This window comes from Micrococcus lacusdianchii (assembly GCF_023155805.1).
Lineage (GTDB): Bacteria > Actinomycetota > Actinomycetes > Actinomycetales > Micrococcaceae > Micrococcus > Micrococcus lacusdianchii.
In genome coordinates this window covers 100,413-115,503 of the sequence record NZ_JAKNUW010000008.1, presented here as the reverse complement: position 1 = coordinate 115,503, position 15,091 = coordinate 100,413, and the positions used below count along the sequence as shown (strand labels likewise).

The following is a 15,091-nucleotide window of genomic DNA, read 5'->3' as shown; positions in this document are numbered from 1 at the left end:
CGTCCGGTGCCTCGGCCGCCGTCGCCGAGCGGGCCGAGCGGACCGGCAGGGCCCGCGGCGGGCGCGCCGGATCCGCCCGGCCCGGCCGTGCCCGCGCGGACCGCGCCCCGTTGCCGGCCACCGTGTGGTTCTTCGCCGCGATCGCCTTCCTCACGGGCCTGGGCATGCAGGCCACCAACACGTACCTGCCGCTGTTCGCGGTGGAGTCCCTCGGGCTCACGCTCGTGCTGAGCGGAGCCGCGGCGGCCGCCTCGGGCGTGGTCGGGGTGTTCTCCCGCATCTGGTGGGGCCGCCGGATGAGCGCCGGGCACCGGCCCACCACGCTGCTCTCGGGGATCGTCCTCGGCGCCCTGGCCGGCGTCGGCGTGTTCCTGGCCGCGGACCTCGCGCGCGCGCCCGCCCTCCTGTGGGCCGGCGCCGCGGTGCACGGCCTGACGGTGCTCGGGGCCAACGTGGTCATCAACGCGGGGCTGCTGGACACCGTCCCCGCGGAGCACCTGGGCCGGGCCACCGGCGTGAACGCCATGGGCATGTACGCCGGATTCGCGTGCGGGCCGCTCGTCATGGGCCTGCTGCGGGACCTCACGGGGGACATCCGCCTGGGCTTCGCTGCGGTGGGGGCGGGCTATGCGCTCGCCCTCATGGTGGTGCTCGTGCTGCGCCGCCACGCGGATCGCGCTGCGGCCGGGTCCGCCGGATGAGCGCCGGCGGCCCCGTGCCGACGTCGGGCCTGCGGGGTCTCGGGTGGCTGTGGGCCCTGGTGGCCGGCGCGGTGCTCACGCAGACCGCCCTCAACCTGGCCCGGGACGTGGCCGGCGTGGTGGCGGCCTCCGCGGTGCTGGGCATGGGCCACCTCGCGTTCACGATCGCGGGGCAGGCCGCGATCGCCCGCCGTGCCGCCGCCGCTCGCCTGGACGCCGGGTTCGGCTGGTTCACGGCCGCGTACTCGGTGGGTCAGATGCTCGGCCCGCTGCTGGGCGGCTGGCTCGTGGCCGGCGGCGGGGGCGATCCTGGCACGCCCGGGGGTGCTCTCGGCCATGGGCGCCTCCCTGGCCCTGCTGGCCGTCCTGGACATCCTCACCGCGTTCCTGCCGCTGGTCGGCGAGCGGCACGGTGGGGGAGCCGGCTGGGTGGGCGCGCTGCTGGCCCTGCGCGGGGCCGGCTCGCTGGTGTCCCGTGTGCTGCTGCCGGTGGTGCGGCGCCGGTTCAGCCGCGAGCTGCTCCTGCAGGTGGCGCTGCTGGTGTCCGCCGGTGCCATCGCCGTGGTCCCCTCCGCCCTGGCCCGGCCGGGGCTGCTGCCGCTCGCCGCGGCGGCCATGGTGGTGGGCGGTCTCACGCTGGGTCTGGGTCAGCCGCTGACCATGTCCCTCATCAGCGAGGCGGTGCCGCGGTCCTGGCGGTCCACGGCGCTGGCCGTGCGCCTCATGGGCAACCGGCTGGGACAGGTGCTCCTGCCGGCCGCGTCCGGCCTGCTGGCAGCTCCGCTCGGACCGGGCGCCGCGGTCTGGTGCGCGTGCGGGGTGCTCGCGGTCTCGGGCGCGGAGCGCGTGGCGCGCGATCGGCGTCGTCCCTGAGGCGGGCCGCCCGGGGATGCTCCGGCCGCTCCCGGCCCCGGGGACGACGACGGCCCCCGTCGCTCCGAGGGGAGCGGCGGGGGCCGACGAGGATCCGGGGGAGTGCCCCGGGAAGATCAGGGGAAGCTGATCAGATCTTGGTGACGTCCGCGGCCTGCAGGCCCTTGGGGCCCTGCTGGGTCTCGAACTCCACGCGGTCGTTCTCCTGGAGCTCCTTGAAGCCCGAGCCGGTGATGGCGGAGAAGTGCACGAAGACGTCAGCGGAGCCGTCCTCCGGGGCGATGAAGCCGAAGCCCTTCTCTGCGTTGAACCACTTGACGGTGCCGACAGCCATGATGGTGTCCTTTCGATGTGCCCTCGTGACGAGGACGGTGGGGACCGCTGACGGTGCGTCAGCGGGTGAAGCGGCAAGACTGAACCGCTTGCCCCACACCCATCGGGACCGGGAACCGGACCTGACAAGCACGGAAGTGCGATGTACAGCTAGATCAACTTCAGGCTCCATCATGGCACAGTTTGGAGCGCGTGGTGACCACGGGGGTCATGTTCATGGGCTGTTCATGTGCCGGGAGCCGCGCTCAGAGCCCCCGCAGCCCGTGGAACAGGTTCCGGTGCAGGGTGGCCGGCGGGGCGTCGTCGGTGCGGTCGGCGAACCCGGTGACCTCGAGCAGCACCACGGTGTGGTCCCCGGCGGGGACCTCCGCGTGGATCCGCGTCTCCAGCCACAGGCTGGAGCCGTCCAGCAGGGGGGCCCCGAGCGGGGACCGGTGCACGTCCACTCCGGCGAACCGGTCGCCGTCGCGGGAGGCGAGCTGCCGGCACAGGTGGGTCTGGTCCTCGGCGAGCAGGGAGATGCCGATCGTCTCGGCCCGGCGCAGCCGCGGCCATGTGCGGGAGGTGTTCTGGGCGGAGAAGGAGACCAGGGCGGGCTCCCAGGAGATCCCGACGCCGAACGAGGAGGAGACCATCACCTCGTCCCGGCCGTCCACGCGCCCGGTCACGGCGACCACGCCCGTGGGGAACGCGGACAGCCCGTGACGCAGGGAGTCCTTGGACACATCGGTGCTCCACAGGGAGCCGGGGAGGCGGGCGAGCGTGCAGGTCATGCGTGAGTCCTCTTCCGATGACTGACGCGGCTCCGCGGTGCGCGGGTGTTCCACGCGGATCTGGACGGGATCCACGGAGACGCGGTACTTGCCCGCCGGAGGTCCCCGGGGGCCGAATCCTCACCTGGAGCACCCCACTACGGCGTGAGAGGGTTGCCGCCCCGCCGGCCAGGGCCGTGATGACGGGGACTCGTGATTCTGGGGACCACCCTACGGAGCGGCCCGCAGGGCGGTCAAAGCGGACCGGGAGCCGGGCGACGCGCGGCGTCACGGAGAGGCCGGATGTGACCGTTGACACGCATCGCACCTCGGGTGCATGATCGGTCGACTCGATCACGGGGGGAGGGTCGAGACCGCCGACGGCGGCCCCGCCGCAGGAGCGTGGGCCCAGGCCCGCGGAGGAGGGGGGCGCCCATGCGCACCGTTCAGACCACACGACCTCGCCCGGGCCGCGGCGTGCTCGCGGCCGGCCTCGCCGTCGCGGGACTGGCGCTCACCGGGTGCTCGGGCGGCGGGGAGCCGGCTCCGAAGGGCACGACGACGACGGCCGCGGCGTCGTCGACGACGCCGTCGTCGTCCGACCCCGCGGCGGCCGCGCCGACTCCCACATCGGGGGGCTCCTCGGCTCTCCTGCTGGACGAGGACGCACCCGCCTCCGTCCCGGCGTCCCTGTTCCAGGAGGACGGCCCCACGCTCGAGGAGTGGGCCGCCGACCAGGCGGACTTCCGTGACCTCGAGGGCGTCACGCGGATCGAGGAGAGCGTCGCCGACGGGGACCTGCGCCTGACACTGGTCGACGTCCCCGAGGGCACGCGTCATCGCGTCGTGCTGGTCTGCCCCGACGGCGCGACAGGCGGCTCATCCCTGTCCCTGGGCGAGGGTGGAGCGGTCGAGCGGGGGGTGTGGTCGGAGGACTGCGGCTGGACCGCGACCCTCCCGCCCCTCTCCGAGCAGCGGGACGTCACGTTCCTGGTCAGGGCCGATGACGGTGGGCCCTTCCGCTTCGTCGTGGGTGAGGTCGAGGGCGATGGCCAGGGCTGAGTGCCGCCGCAGGGGAGGTGCGCTCGCCTCCGCCCTGTGCGCGGCGGGCCCGTGCGGGAGCATGCAGTCCGCGTCCGGCGGGCATGTGAAGGCGGACGTGCGCGCACTGGACGGCCGGGTGGAGGGCGGCTGAGCGCGAGCCCGCACAGCGTGGCGTGCCGACGTCCGGCGACGTCTCCGGCGCGGAGCGCCTCGCAGCAGTCCGGCGACGGCGGAGGCCCGGCAGGGGGGTCAGCCCCGCTCGGCCCCGTCCCGCCCGCGCAGGGCGTCCAGCTGCCGGCGGTCCCGCTTGGTGGGCCGACCGGCACCGCGCTCGCGGACGGGCGCGGCCAGCAGCTCCCGCGGGATCGGCGCGGGCGAGTGGTCGATGTAGTTCTTCACCGCCACGGGGGCGCCCACGCGCTTGGAGATCAGCCCCGTGACCTCGAGGACCCGCTCACGCTGGTCCTTCCGCAGCCGGACCCGATCCCCGACGGCCAGCGTGTGGGCGGCCTTGACGGGCTCGTCGTTCACGCGCACGTGCCCGCCGCGCACCGCCGCGGTGGCCGCGGAGCGGGTCTTGTACATGCGCACGGCCCACAGCCATGCGTCCAGCCGGACGGTGCCCCCGCTCACGCGAACCGCGCCCGGACGGCCGCCCCGTGGGCAGGCAGGCGCTCGTCCTCGGCCAGGGCGGAGATCCCCTCGGCCACGCCCCGCAGCCCGGCCTCCTCGTAGCGGATCAGCTGCTGCGAGCGCAGGAACGTCACGGTGTTCAGGCCGGAGGAGAACCGGGCGGTGCCGGAGGTCGGCAGCACATGGTTGGACCCGGCCGAGTAGTCGCCCAGCGGCACGGGGGAGTACGGGCCCACGAACACGGCGCCGGCGTTGCGCACGCGCTCCGCCAGGGCGTCGGGGTCCCGCGTCTGGATCTCCAGGTGCTCGGTGGCGTAGAGGTCCGAGACCTCGAGCGCCTGCTTCATGTCCCGCACCAGCAGCACGCCGGACTGCGGGCCGGTCAGCGCCACCCGGATCTGCTCCTCGTGGTACGAGCCCGGCACCTGGGCCTCGACGGCGGCCAGCACGTCCCGCACGATCTCCTCCGAGTCGGTGATGAGCACGGACGCGGCCAGCGGATCGTGCTCGGACTGACTGATCAGGTCCGCGGCCACCCAGTCCGCCCGCGCGGTGCCGTCCGCGATCACCGCGATCTCGCTCGGCCCGGCCTCGGCGTCCACGCCGATCACGCCCTGCAGGGCCCGCTTCGCCGCGGCCACGTACACGTTGCCCGGCCCCGTCACCATCCGCACGGGCGCGCAGAGCCAGCCCTCCCCGTCGTCCCTCCGGACGCCGAGCGCGAGCATGGCGACGGCCTGGGCGCCGCCGGCGGCGTAGACCTCGTCCACGCCCAGCAGCGCGCACGCGGCCAGCACGGTGGGGTGCGGCAGCCCGCCGTGGTCCCGCTGCGGCGGGGAGGTCACCGCGAGGGACGCGACGCCGGCCGCCTGGGCCGGCACCACGTTCATCACCACGGAGGACGGGTACACCGCGCGGCCGCCGGGCACGTACAGGCCCACGCGCTCCACCGGCACCCAGCGGTTCTCGACGACGGCGCCCTCGCCGAGCTCGACCGTGGAGCCGGCGGGGACCTGGGCGGCGTGCACCGCGCGGGCGCGGCGGATCGACTCCTCGAGGGCCGCGCGCACGGCGGGGTCCAGCGTCTCGAGCGCGTCGGTGAGGGCCTCGGCCGGCACGCGCAGGGCGGGCGGGCGGACGCCGTCGAACTCCTCGGCGAGGTCCAGGAGGGCCTGCTCGCCGCCGCCGCGGACCCGCTCGATGATGGGCGCCACCCGCGGCACCACGGAGGCCACGTCCACGTCCGCGCGCGGGATCACCCGGGACAGGTCGGCGGTGGCGGTGTCGAGCTCACGCAGGTCGGTCACGGAGAGCACGGGGGTTCCTCCCGGTCGCAGGGGCGCCGCCGGCGGGGGTGCCGCGGCGCGATCAGGGTCCATTGTGCTCCGTCCCGGGAGGCGTCCGGGCGCGGGTGTCAGACTGACGTCATGCCTGCCGCGACCGTGCCCCCCGCCCCCTCCCTCGCGTCCGCCGTCCGCTTGACCGCCGAGCAGGTGGTGCCGGAGTCGGTGGAGCAGGACGTGGCTCAGGGGGCGGACCGCGCCGCGGCCGTCCTGGGGGTCGAGTGGGGCACGGTGGCCGCCGTGGCCGGGGCGTTCGTGACGGTGGGGCTGGTCACCTACGGCCTGTTCGTGCTGGCCCGCCTGGTGCTGTTCCGGCGGGACGGCATCCGGGCGCAGGTCACGCGGCTCACCCTGCCGGTCTCCCTGTTCACCGGCCTGCTCGGGGCCCGCGTGGCGCTCACCGTCATGGCGGAGGAGCAGGCGTGGTTCCGGCCGGCGTCGTTCGTGCTGCTCGTGGCGGTGGCCGCCGCGGCGGCGTGGGCGGCGTGGCGGATCGTGGGGGCCGTGGAGGGCGCCGTCCTGGCCAGGTACCGCCACCCCGGCGTCAACGACCGCCGCGAGCGCAAGATCCGCACCCAGACCATCCTGATCCGCCGGGTCCTGAACGCGGTGATCGTGGTGGTGGCCCTGGCCGCGGTGCTGCTGGCCATCCCCGAGGTGCGCTCGCTCGGCGCCGGCCTGCTGGCCTCCGCGGGCCTGATCTCCGTGATCGCCGGCCTGGCCGTGCAGTCCACGCTCACCAACGTGTTCGCCGGCTTCCAGCTGGCCTTCACGGATTCCGTGCGCGTGGGGGACGTGGTGGACATGAAGGGCGTGTTCGGCACCGTGGAGGAGGTCACCCTGTCCAACGTGGTGGTCAAGCTGTGGGATGGGCGACGCATGGTCTACCCGTCCTCCCACTTCACCTCCGAGCCCTTCGAGAACTGGACCCGCGTGGGCTCGCAGGTGGCCGGCGTCGTGGAGATGGACGTGGACTGGCTCGTGCCCATGGACGCGCTGCGGGCGCGCCTGACGGAGCTGCTCGAGTCCACCGAGCTGTGGGACGGGCAGGAGAACGCCATGCAGGTGATCGACGCGGTCGGCGGCATGGTCCGCATCCGCGCGGTGGTCTCGGCCCGCAACTCCGGCGACCTGTGGGACCTGCGCTGCCTGGTCCGCGAGGACCTCGTGGGCTTCCTGCGCGCCGAGTACCCCGAGGGCATCTACACGCAGCGCCTCGTGGAGCGGCCCCTGCACGCCCCCCACGACGACGACGCGCCCGCCTCCGCCACGACGTCCGGTGCCGCGGCGGGCGGGGCGTCCGGCGGCGGGGCCGGGTCGGGCTCAGCGGACGTCCCCGGGCCCGCGACGCGGCCGCTGCCGACCGTGCCGGGGAGCGAGGGCGGGCCGGCCACCGGGACGCGGCCCCGCACCGGGTCCGTGCCGCTGGCGCAGGCCGGGGAGAACGCCTCGCTCTACACCGGCTCGATCCGCGCCGTGCGGCGGAACCACGAGATGGACGGCCCCGGTGAGGCCGCGTACGCCGAGCGCCGCGCCCGCCAGGCGGAGGACGCTCAGACGGCGGAGGAGCCGCCCTCGCGGGGCTGAGCGCCGCGCGTCGGGTCCTCGTGGGGGTCCTGAGCGTGGGCGAAGGGCCGCGGGGTCTCGTACGGCTGCGAGGGCGCGGTGTCCCCGAGCGAGGGGTCCGTCTCGGCGACGTGGCTGACGGCATCCGGGGTGGTGCCGCGGTACTCCTTGACGCACAGGACCGGCTGGTCCACCTTCTGCAGCAGCTCGTCCGCCAGCGAGCCCATCACGAGCCGACCGAATCCGCCGCGGCGGCGCAGGCCGATCACCACGAGGGAGGGCTCGAGCTCGGCGGCCACCGCGGTGACCTCGTCCGCCGTCGAGCGGTCGCGCGCGTACTGGCGGAACGTGGCGGGCACGCCCGAGGCGTCCAGGACGGCCTGCAGCTCGAGCTGCTCGGCCTCCGTGATGAGGGACTTGCTCCGGTGCTCCCCACCCGGGCCGGCGTTGACCACCACGACCTCCTCGCCCGTCTCCCGGGCGATGTCCAGGGCGGTGTGCAGGGCGGCCTTGGCGGTGGCGCTGTTCTTGTAGGCGGCGAGGATGGTCATGACGGTCCCTTTCCGGTCCGCGGAGGCGGGAGGCGTTCCCGCCGGTCGGGGCCACTGTAGCCCCGCGCCGGAGGTTCCCCTCCGTTTCTGCACCCACGGGATCGACCCCTTCTCGCAGGGTCGCCTTGACCCAGGGCGACCACGCGGAAGAACGTCGGCCGGGCGGAGTGGTGCGTGTCGACCGGGCGGCCCCGTCCCCGTTCCCTGGGTCTCAGCCCTCCCGCAGGTACGCCAGGTGCGAGGCCATGACCTGCTCGGCCACCTGCCCCACGGGGCCCTCGAGCCCCGGGTAGACCAGGGGGACGAGCTCGGCGGGGGTGAGCGCGTCGGCGTCGTCCTCGGGCAGGTCCTCCAGGATGCGCTCGATCTGGGCCAGGCGGCCCTCGCGGTGGTCGAGGTACTCGCCGGCGATCGTCTCCAGCGGCGCCGGCACGGGCCCGTGCGCGGGCAGCACGGTGAGGGGCCCGGCGGCCGCGAGCCGCTCGAGCGAGTCGAGGTAGTCGGCCAGGGTGCCGTCCGGGTGGTCCAGCATGGTGGTCCCCTCACCGAGGATCGTGTCCCCCGTGAGCACGGCGCCGTGCGCCCCCGCGTCCGGGACGGCGAACGAGTAGGAGTCCGAGGTGTGGCCCGGGGTGTGCCACGCCAGCACCGGGGTGCCGGCGACGTCGATCCGTTCGTCCGGCGTCAGGACGGCGGCCCCGCCGCGGCACCAGTCCGGGTCCGCGGCGCGCACGGGGGCGCCCGTGGCCGCGTGGAACGCGTCCACCCCGCCGGTGTGGTCGGAGTGCCGGTGCGTCACCAGGATGAGCGCGATCCGGCGCCCCTCGGCCGCCGCGCGGACGCGCTCGAGGTGGGCGGCGACGTCGTCCTCCGGGCCCGGGTCCACCACGACGGCCGCGTCCGAGTCCGGTGCGGCGACCACGTACGTGTTGGTGCCCGCGAGGGTCATCGGGGAGGGGTTCCGGGCGGTCACGCAGCGCACCAGCGGGGCGGGCGTGAGGCCGGGTGTGGCGGGGGTCGTCGTCATAGGCTCGAGTGTATGGAGAACCAGCAGACCGGCCAGGCCGCGGACCGCGGCACCATCGACACGCGCGAGGGACTCACGGGCAACTACGTGCAGTCCGGGGCGGAGTTCACGCGGGACACGAACTACATCGCGGACCGGATCGTGGCGGACCCGGAGGCTGTGCGGGCCCTGCCCGCGGCCGAGCCGTCCACGGTCGGCCGCGTGGGCGGCGGGCTCACCGAGGGGGCCGAGGCGTGGCCCGTCGAGGCGGGCCGCTACCGGCTCGTGGCGGCGCGGGCGTGCCCGTGGGCGAACCGGACGATCATCGTGCGGCGCCTGCTCGGCCTGGAGGACGCGATCTCGCTGGGCACCCCGGGACCGACCCACGACGAGCGCTCCTGGACCTTCGACCTCGACGAGGGCGGGAAGGACCCCGTGCTCGGCACCGAGCGGATCCAGGAGAACTACTTCACGCGGTTCCCCGACTACCCGCGGGGCATCACGGTGCCGGCGATCGTCGACGTGCCGACGGGCGGCGTCGTGACCAACGACTACCCGCAGATCACCCTCGACCTCTCGACGGAGTGGACCGCGTTCCACCGCGACGGCGCCCCGCAGCTGATCCCCGACGCCGGGCCGGAGCGGGACGAGATGTTCGAGGTGATCGAGCGCGTGTTCACCGAGGTGAACAACGGCGTGTACCGGTGCGGCTTCGCGGGCTCGCAGGAGGCGTACGACGCCGCGTACGAGCGGCTGTGGGCCGCGATGGACTGGCTCGAGGAGCGCCTGACGACGCGCCGCTTCCTGATGGGGGAGCGGATCACCGAGGCCGACGTGCGGCTGTTCACCACGCTGGTGCGGTTCGACCCCGTGTACCACGGGCACTTCAAGTGCAACCGGAACAGGCTGACCGAGATGCCGGCGCTGTGGGGCTACGCGCGCGACCTGTTTCAGACCCCGGGCTTCGGCGACACGATCGACTTCGCCCAGATCAAGGAGCACTACTACGTGGTGCACGAGGACATCAACCCGACGGGCATCGTGCCCGCCGGCCCGGAGCTGGCGAGCTGGCTGAGCGAGCACGGGCGTGAGGCGTTCGGCGGGGACCCGTGGGGCGGCGGTACCGCACCCGGGCCCGTGCGCGAGGGCGAGCGCGTGGACCCGGAGCACACGCCGCTGCGCTGACGTCGCTCGGCCGGGCCCGCAACGCGGGTTGAGTTATCGCGGGCCCGGGGCTCGGACACCCGCGATAACTCAACCCGCGTTGCCGCGCGGGCCGGGTGAGCGCCAGGAGGGCGCGCCGAGGATTGTTGAACAATCCCCCCTCATGCCTCAAGATTGTGTGACCGGCACCTCAGCCGGGCCCGATCCGAGAGGACTCCACTGTGTCTCACGCGCCGCAGATCGACCTGAACTCCGACGTCGGCGAGTCCTTCGGCTCGTGGACGATGGGGGACGACGCCGCCATCATGCCCTCCGTCTCCTCCGCCAACGTCGCGTGCGGCTTCCACGCGGGCGATCCCTCGGGGATCGCCCAGACCTGCCGTGATGCGGTCGCCGCCGGGGTCACGATCGGCGCGCACGTGGGCTACCGCGACCTCGCCGGCTTCGGCCGCCGCTTCCTGGACTGCACGCCCACCGAGCTGGCCGACGACGTCCTCTACCAGATCGGGGCCCTCGAGGCGCTTGCGGGGGCGGCGGGCGCCACCGTCCGCTATGTGAAGCCGCATGGTGCGCTCTACAACACGATCGTCCACCACGAGGCGCACGCCCAGGCCGTGATCGACGGCATCGCGGCGTTCGGCGCGGATCTGCCCGTGCTGCTGCTCCCCGGCTCGATCGCCCTGGAGAAGGCGGAGGAGGCCGGCCTGCGCGGCGTGGCCGAGGCCTTCGCGGACCGCGGCTACACCCCCGAGGGCACCCTGGTGTCCCGCCGCGAGCCGGGCGCCGTCCTGCACGACGAGGATGAGGTGGCCGCCCGCATGGTCCGCCTGGCCACGGAGGGCGTGGTCACCGCGGTGGACGGTTCGGACGTCCGTGTGGCCGCCGAGAGCATCTGCGTGCACGGGGACACCCCCGGTGCGGTCTCGATGGCCGCGGCCGTGCGTCGCGCCCTCGAGGACGCCGGCGTGACGATCGCGCCCTTCGCATGAGCGCCCTGACCCCGGCTCGGTCCGCCGAAGGCGGTCCCGCCCCCGCCCGCACGATCCGCTGGACCGGCACCCGCGGCTTCCTCGTGGAGTGCCCGGACCTCGCCGACGTCATGCGGCTCCACGCGCACCTGACCGCCCGCCCCGAGCGCGGCCAGCGCCAGCTGATCGCCGCCGCGCGCACCGTGCTCGCGACCTTCACCTCGGAGGCCGCCGCCGAGCACGCCGCCGCCCGCATCAGCACCCTCGTGCCGGACGCCCATGACGCCGGCTCCGGCCGGACCGTGGAGGTCGAGGTGGTCTACGACGGCGAGGACCTCGCCGCCGTCGGCGAGCTCACCGGGCTCGGGGTGGACGGGGTGATCCGCGCCCACTCCGAGGCAGAGTGGTTCGCCGCGTTCGGCGGCTTCGCCCCCGGGTTCATGTACTGCACCGCGGACGTCCCGCCGTTCGACGTGTCCCGCCGCGACTCCCCGCGCACCGCGGTGCCGGCCGGCGCCGTGGCCGTGGCCGGGGAGTTCTCCGCGGTGTACCCGCGCGTCTCGCCCGGCGGCTGGCAGCTGCTGGGCCGCACCGCCCAGCCGATGTGGGACCTGTCCCGCGAGCAGCCGGCCCTGCTGGCTCCCGGGGACCGCGTCCGGTACGTGCCCGTGCGCGCCTCCGCCACGCTGTCGGTCCCGGCCGAGTCCGAGGCCGCCGCTGACGCCCACGACGCCGCCGCGCCCACCGCGGACGCCGCCGCCCCCGGGCTCGTGGTCGCCGACCCCGGCCTGCTGTCCCTGCCGCAGGACCTCGGCCGCTCCGGCCTGGGCGACCTGGGCGTGGTGGCCTCCGGGTCCGCCGACCGCGACGCCGCCCGCCAGGCCAACCGCCTTGTGGGCAACGGACCGGCCGAGGCCGTCGTCGAGACCGTCCTCGGCGGGCTCGCGCTCACCGCGCGGGGGGACCAGGTCCTGGCCCTGGCCGGCGCCGAGGCCACCGGCACGGTGACGGCCCCCGACGGCGCCGCGCACCCCGTGGCCGCCCGCGCCCCGTTCGCGCTGCTGGACGGGCACACCCTGACCGTGGACGAGCCCGCCGCCGGGCTGCGCACCTACGTGGCGCTGCGCGGCGGGATCGACCTGCCCCAGACCCTCGGCAGCCGCGCCGCGGACACGCTCTCGGGCCTCGGCCCCGGCCCGCTCACCGCCGGCCAGGCGCTGCCCCGGCGCGTGGCCGCCGAGGACCGCGGCGCCGGCGTCGTGATGGTGGGCGACCCCGAGCCCGCCCTGCGGCCCACCCCGGCCGCCGGGGACGTCGCCGTGCTGCGCGTGGTCCCCGGGCCCCGCGACGACTGGTTCGGCGACGCCGGGCTTGCGCGCCTGTCCACCCAGGACTGGGAGGTGAGCCAGCAGACGGACCGGATCGGCGTGCGCCTGACCGCCCCCGACGGCGGCGCCCCGCTCGAGCGCGTGCAGTCCGGCGAGCTGGCCTCGGAGGGCGCCGTGCGCGGCGCCCTGCAGGTCCCGCCCTCCGGCGAGCCCGTGCTGTTCCTCGCCGACCACCCCGTGACGGGCGGCTACCCGGTGATCGGCGTCGTCGCGCGTGAGGACCTGGGCCTGGCCGCTCAGCTGCCCCCGGGGGCGAAGGTCCGCTTCGTCCTGCACCCCGTTCCCGCCGCCCGCCCCGACCAGGAGTCCCCCGCATGAGCACCGCCACCCCCGCCGCCCGCCCCGTCACCCGGGTCCTGATCGCCAACCGCGGCGAGATCGCCGTCCGCGTGGCGCGCGCGTGCCGCGACCACGGGATCGCCTCGATCGCGGTCTACTCCGACCCGGACGCGGACGCGATGCACGTGGCCGTGGCCGACGAGGCCCACCACCTGCCCGGCGCGTCCTCCGCGGAGACCTACCTGCGGATCGACGCCCTGATCGAGGTGGCCCGCCGCGCCGGCGCGGACGCCGTGCATCCCGGCTACGGGTTCCTGTCCGAGAACGCGGACTTCGCCCAGGCCGTGACCGACGCCGGCCTCACGTGGATCGGGCCGTCCCCGGAGGCCATCCGGTCTCTGGGGGACAAGATCACCGCCCGCTCGATCGCCCAGGAGGCCGGCGCCCCGCTGGTGCCGGGGTCGGACGGCCCCGTCCCGGACGCCGCGTCCGCGCGGGCGTTCGCCGAGGAGCATGGCCTGCCGATCGCAATCAAGGCGGCCTTCGGCGGCGGCGGCCGCGGCATCAAGGTGGTCCGGGAGATGGCGGACGTGGAGGACGCCTTCGAGGCCGCCACCCGCGAGGCCGTGGCCGCGTTCGGCCGCGGCGAGTGCTTCGTGGAGCGGTTCCTGGACCGGCCGCGCCACGTGGAGGCGCAGGTGCTCGCGGACGAGCATGGCACCGTGGCCGTCCTGGGCACCCGCGACTGCTCGCTCCAGCGCCGCAATCAGAAGCTCGTGGAGGAGGCGCCCGCACCGTTCCTCACGGACGAGCAGCGGGAGCGCATCCACGCCTCCGCGCGTGCGATCTGCCGCGCCGCCGGCTACACCGGCGCCGGCACCGTGGAGTACCTCGTGGCCCCGGACGGGCTGATCTCCTTCCTCGAGGTCAACACCCGCCTCCAGGTGGAGCACCCCGTCACCGAGGAGGTGTTCGGTGTGGACCTCGTGCGAGAGCAGTTCCGGATCGCCGCGGGCGAGGCCCTCAGCATCCCCGAGGACCCGACCCCGCGCGGCCACGCTCTCGAGTTCCGCCTCAACGCGGAGGACCCGGCGCACGGCTTCCTGCCCGTGCCCGGCCCCGTGGAGGCGTTCGAGGCCCCCACCGGCCCCGGTGTGCGGGTGGACACCGGCGTGCGCACCGGCTCCGTGGTGCCCGGCGAGTACGACTCCCTGCTGGCCAAGCTGATCGTGCGCGGCGAGGACCGCGCCCAGGCGATCGCCCGCGCGCGGGACGCCCTGGCCGAGCTGCGGATCGAGGGCGTGCCCACCGTGGTGCCGTTCCACCGTGCCGTGCTCGAGGAGGACGCCTTCACCTCGTCCGAGGCGCTCGGGGTCTACACCACGTGGATCGAGTCCGAGTTCGCCGCGCCCCTGGCCGCCTCCCCGTACCTGGGCGCCGCGGTGCCCGCCGGCGGCCGCACCACCCTCACGGTGGAGCTGGACGGCCGTGCCGTGCGCCTGGGCCTGCCCGCCGACCTGCACGCCGCCCTGCTGGGCGGCGGGGGAGCGGGCACCGCGTCCGGCCCGGCCGAGGCCGACGTCCCCGCCGAGGAGGAGGGCGCCGTCGCCTCCCCCGTGACCGGCACCCTGGCGTCATGGAAGGCCGACGATGGCGCGCAGGTGGCTGAAGATGACACGATCGCGATCGTGGAGGCGATGAAGATGGAGACCCCGATCCGGGCCGCGCGCGCGGGTCGGCTGGAGCACGCCGTGGGTCCGACGCCCGCGTCCGTGACCCGTGGGCAGGTCATCGGCACGATCCGGTGAGCGCGGCGGGGGAGGGCTCGGCGGTCGCCCGGGCCGCGGAGGAGCTGCGGCGGCGGATCGCCTCGGCAGGGCTGGTCCCCGGCGAGCGCCTCGGCGAGATGGCCCTGGCCGCTGAGCTCGGCGTGAGCCGCAACAGTCTCCGCGAGGCGTTCACGGCGCTCGCCGGGGAGGGGCTGGTGGTCCGCCGCCCGCACCGCGGCGTGTTCGTCGCGGCCCCGGACGCGGACACCGTGCGCGGGCTCTACCGGATGCGCCGGATCCTGCAGCTCGGCGCACTGGAGCAGGGCTGGCTCACACCGGCCGCCGTCGCCCGCCTCGAGCGGGCCGCCCAGATCCTCGACGACGCCCCTTCCCCGCGCCGCCTCGGCGACGCCAACCACCTCACCCACCTGGGCATCACGGACCTGGCCGCCTCCCCGGAGCTGACCCGCGTGATGTCCTCCGTGCTGGCCCGCACCCGCCTGGCCTTCCACCCGCTGGACGAGCAGACCCGCCTGCATGCGCTCTTCGCGGACCGCAACCGGTGGATCGTGGAGCGGCTGCTGGCCGGGGACCTGCCCGCCGTGCGCGCCATGTTCGGCGACTACCTGGAGGAGGCGGAGGCGTTCGTCCTCCAGCATCTGGACGGCTCGGCCGCGGCGCAGGCCTCGGACGCCCCGGCCTGAGCCGCCTGGGCGCACTA

General features: G+C 75.3%; 15 protein-coding genes and 1 riboswitch. Of the genes, 9 read left to right on the top strand and 6 right to left on the bottom strand.

Annotated elements, in window-relative coordinates; all coding sequences use genetic code 11:
• Positions 1-701: MFS transporter (locus MA879_RS06990; RefSeq protein ID WP_248124426.1), on the top strand; the 701-nt coding region annotated here is incomplete at its 5' end.
• Between the two features lie 336 nt (positions 702-1,037).
• Positions 1,038-1,574 (top strand): MFS transporter, encoded by a 537-nt coding sequence (locus tag MA879_RS06985; RefSeq protein ID WP_248124422.1) that lies wholly within the window; start codon positions 1,038-1,040, stop codon positions 1,572-1,574.
• A gap of 130 nt (positions 1,575-1,704) precedes the next feature.
• Here MA879_RS06985 and MA879_RS06980 read toward each other — a convergent pair whose 3' ends face one another.
• Together MA879_RS06980 and MA879_RS06975 are read right to left on the bottom strand one after the other, a co-directional pair.
• Positions 1,705-1,908, bottom strand: coding sequence for a cold-shock protein (locus tag MA879_RS06980; protein WP_135029249.1), 204 nt, complete (start codon positions 1,906-1,908; stop codon positions 1,705-1,707).
• A gap of 244 nt (positions 1,909-2,152) precedes the next feature.
• Positions 2,153-2,680 carry a flavin reductase family protein gene (locus MA879_RS06975; protein ID WP_248124419.1) on the bottom strand — a complete coding sequence of 176 codons (528 nt, stop codon included), beginning with the start codon at positions 2,678-2,680 and terminating at the stop codon, positions 2,153-2,155.
• A 79-nt stretch (positions 2,681-2,759) separates the two neighbouring features.
• A riboswitch (SAM riboswitch) is annotated at positions 2,760-2,878 on the bottom strand.
• A gap of 216 nt (positions 2,879-3,094) precedes the next feature.
• Here MA879_RS06975 and MA879_RS06970 point away from each other — a divergent pair.
• The gene (locus tag MA879_RS06970; protein WP_248124416.1) at positions 3,095-3,721 is read left to right on the top strand and encodes a hypothetical protein; all 627 of its coding nucleotides are present in this window, start codon (positions 3,095-3,097) and stop codon (positions 3,719-3,721) included.
• A 231-nt stretch (positions 3,722-3,952) separates the two neighbouring features.
• Here MA879_RS06970 and MA879_RS06965 read toward each other — a convergent pair whose 3' ends face one another.
• Entirely contained in the window at positions 3,953-4,336 is a 384-nt protein-coding gene (locus tag MA879_RS06965) for an RNA-binding S4 domain-containing protein (protein ID WP_248124413.1), read from the bottom strand.
• Positions 4,333-5,652 carry a histidinol dehydrogenase gene (gene hisD / locus MA879_RS06960; RefSeq protein WP_248124410.1) on the bottom strand — a complete coding sequence of 440 codons (1,320 nt, stop codon included), beginning with the start codon at positions 5,650-5,652 and terminating at the stop codon, positions 4,333-4,335. Before hisD ends, MA879_RS06965 begins: the two co-directional genes overlap by 4 nt.
• Positions 5,653-5,763: 111 nt before the next feature.
• Between hisD and MA879_RS06955 the strand changes: the two genes are divergently transcribed.
• Positions 5,764-7,266: a mechanosensitive ion channel family protein gene (locus MA879_RS06955; protein WP_248124407.1), complete on the top strand. Its 1,503-nt coding sequence runs from the start codon at positions 5,764-5,766 to the stop codon at positions 7,264-7,266.
• Here MA879_RS06955 and MA879_RS06950 read toward each other — a convergent pair.
• Positions 7,233-7,796, bottom strand: a complete 564-nt coding sequence (locus MA879_RS06950) for a universal stress protein (protein WP_248124404.1) — start codon at positions 7,794-7,796, stop codon at positions 7,233-7,235. The two genes, MA879_RS06955 and MA879_RS06950, sit on opposite strands and share 34 nt — an antisense overlap.
• A gap of 211 nt (positions 7,797-8,007) precedes the next feature.
• The gene (locus MA879_RS06945; RefSeq protein ID WP_248124401.1) at positions 8,008-8,823 is read right to left on the bottom strand and encodes an MBL fold metallo-hydrolase; all 816 of its coding nucleotides are present in this window, start codon (positions 8,821-8,823) and stop codon (positions 8,008-8,010) included.
• A gap of 12 nt (positions 8,824-8,835) precedes the next feature.
• Between MA879_RS06945 and MA879_RS06940 the strand changes: the two genes are divergently transcribed.
• The 5 genes from MA879_RS06940 to MA879_RS06920 all read left to right on the top strand — a co-directional run bounded on the left by MA879_RS06940 (position 8,836) and on the right by MA879_RS06920 (position 15,074).
• Positions 8,836-9,987: a glutathione S-transferase family protein gene (locus tag MA879_RS06940; protein WP_248124398.1), complete on the top strand. Its 1,152-nt coding sequence runs from the start codon at positions 8,836-8,838 to the stop codon at positions 9,985-9,987.
• 200 nt (positions 9,988-10,187) lie between these two features.
• Positions 10,188-10,955, top strand: coding sequence for a LamB/YcsF family protein (locus MA879_RS06935; RefSeq protein ID WP_248124396.1), 768 nt, complete (start codon positions 10,188-10,190; stop codon positions 10,953-10,955).
• Entirely contained in the window at positions 10,952-12,640 is a 1,689-nt protein-coding gene (locus tag MA879_RS06930) for a 5-oxoprolinase subunit B/C family protein (protein ID WP_248124393.1), read from the top strand. Before MA879_RS06935 ends, MA879_RS06930 begins: the two co-directional genes overlap by 4 nt.
• Positions 12,637-14,409, top strand: a complete 1,773-nt coding sequence (locus MA879_RS06925) for an ATP-binding protein (RefSeq protein ID WP_248124390.1) — start codon at positions 12,637-12,639, stop codon at positions 14,407-14,409. Before MA879_RS06930 ends, MA879_RS06925 begins: the two co-directional genes overlap by 4 nt.
• Positions 14,406-15,074, top strand: a complete 669-nt coding sequence (locus MA879_RS06920) for a GntR family transcriptional regulator (RefSeq protein ID WP_248124388.1) — start codon at positions 14,406-14,408, stop codon at positions 15,072-15,074. The genes MA879_RS06925 and MA879_RS06920 overlap by 4 nt, the downstream gene beginning before the upstream one ends.
• Positions 15,075-15,091: the final 17 nt, after the last annotated feature.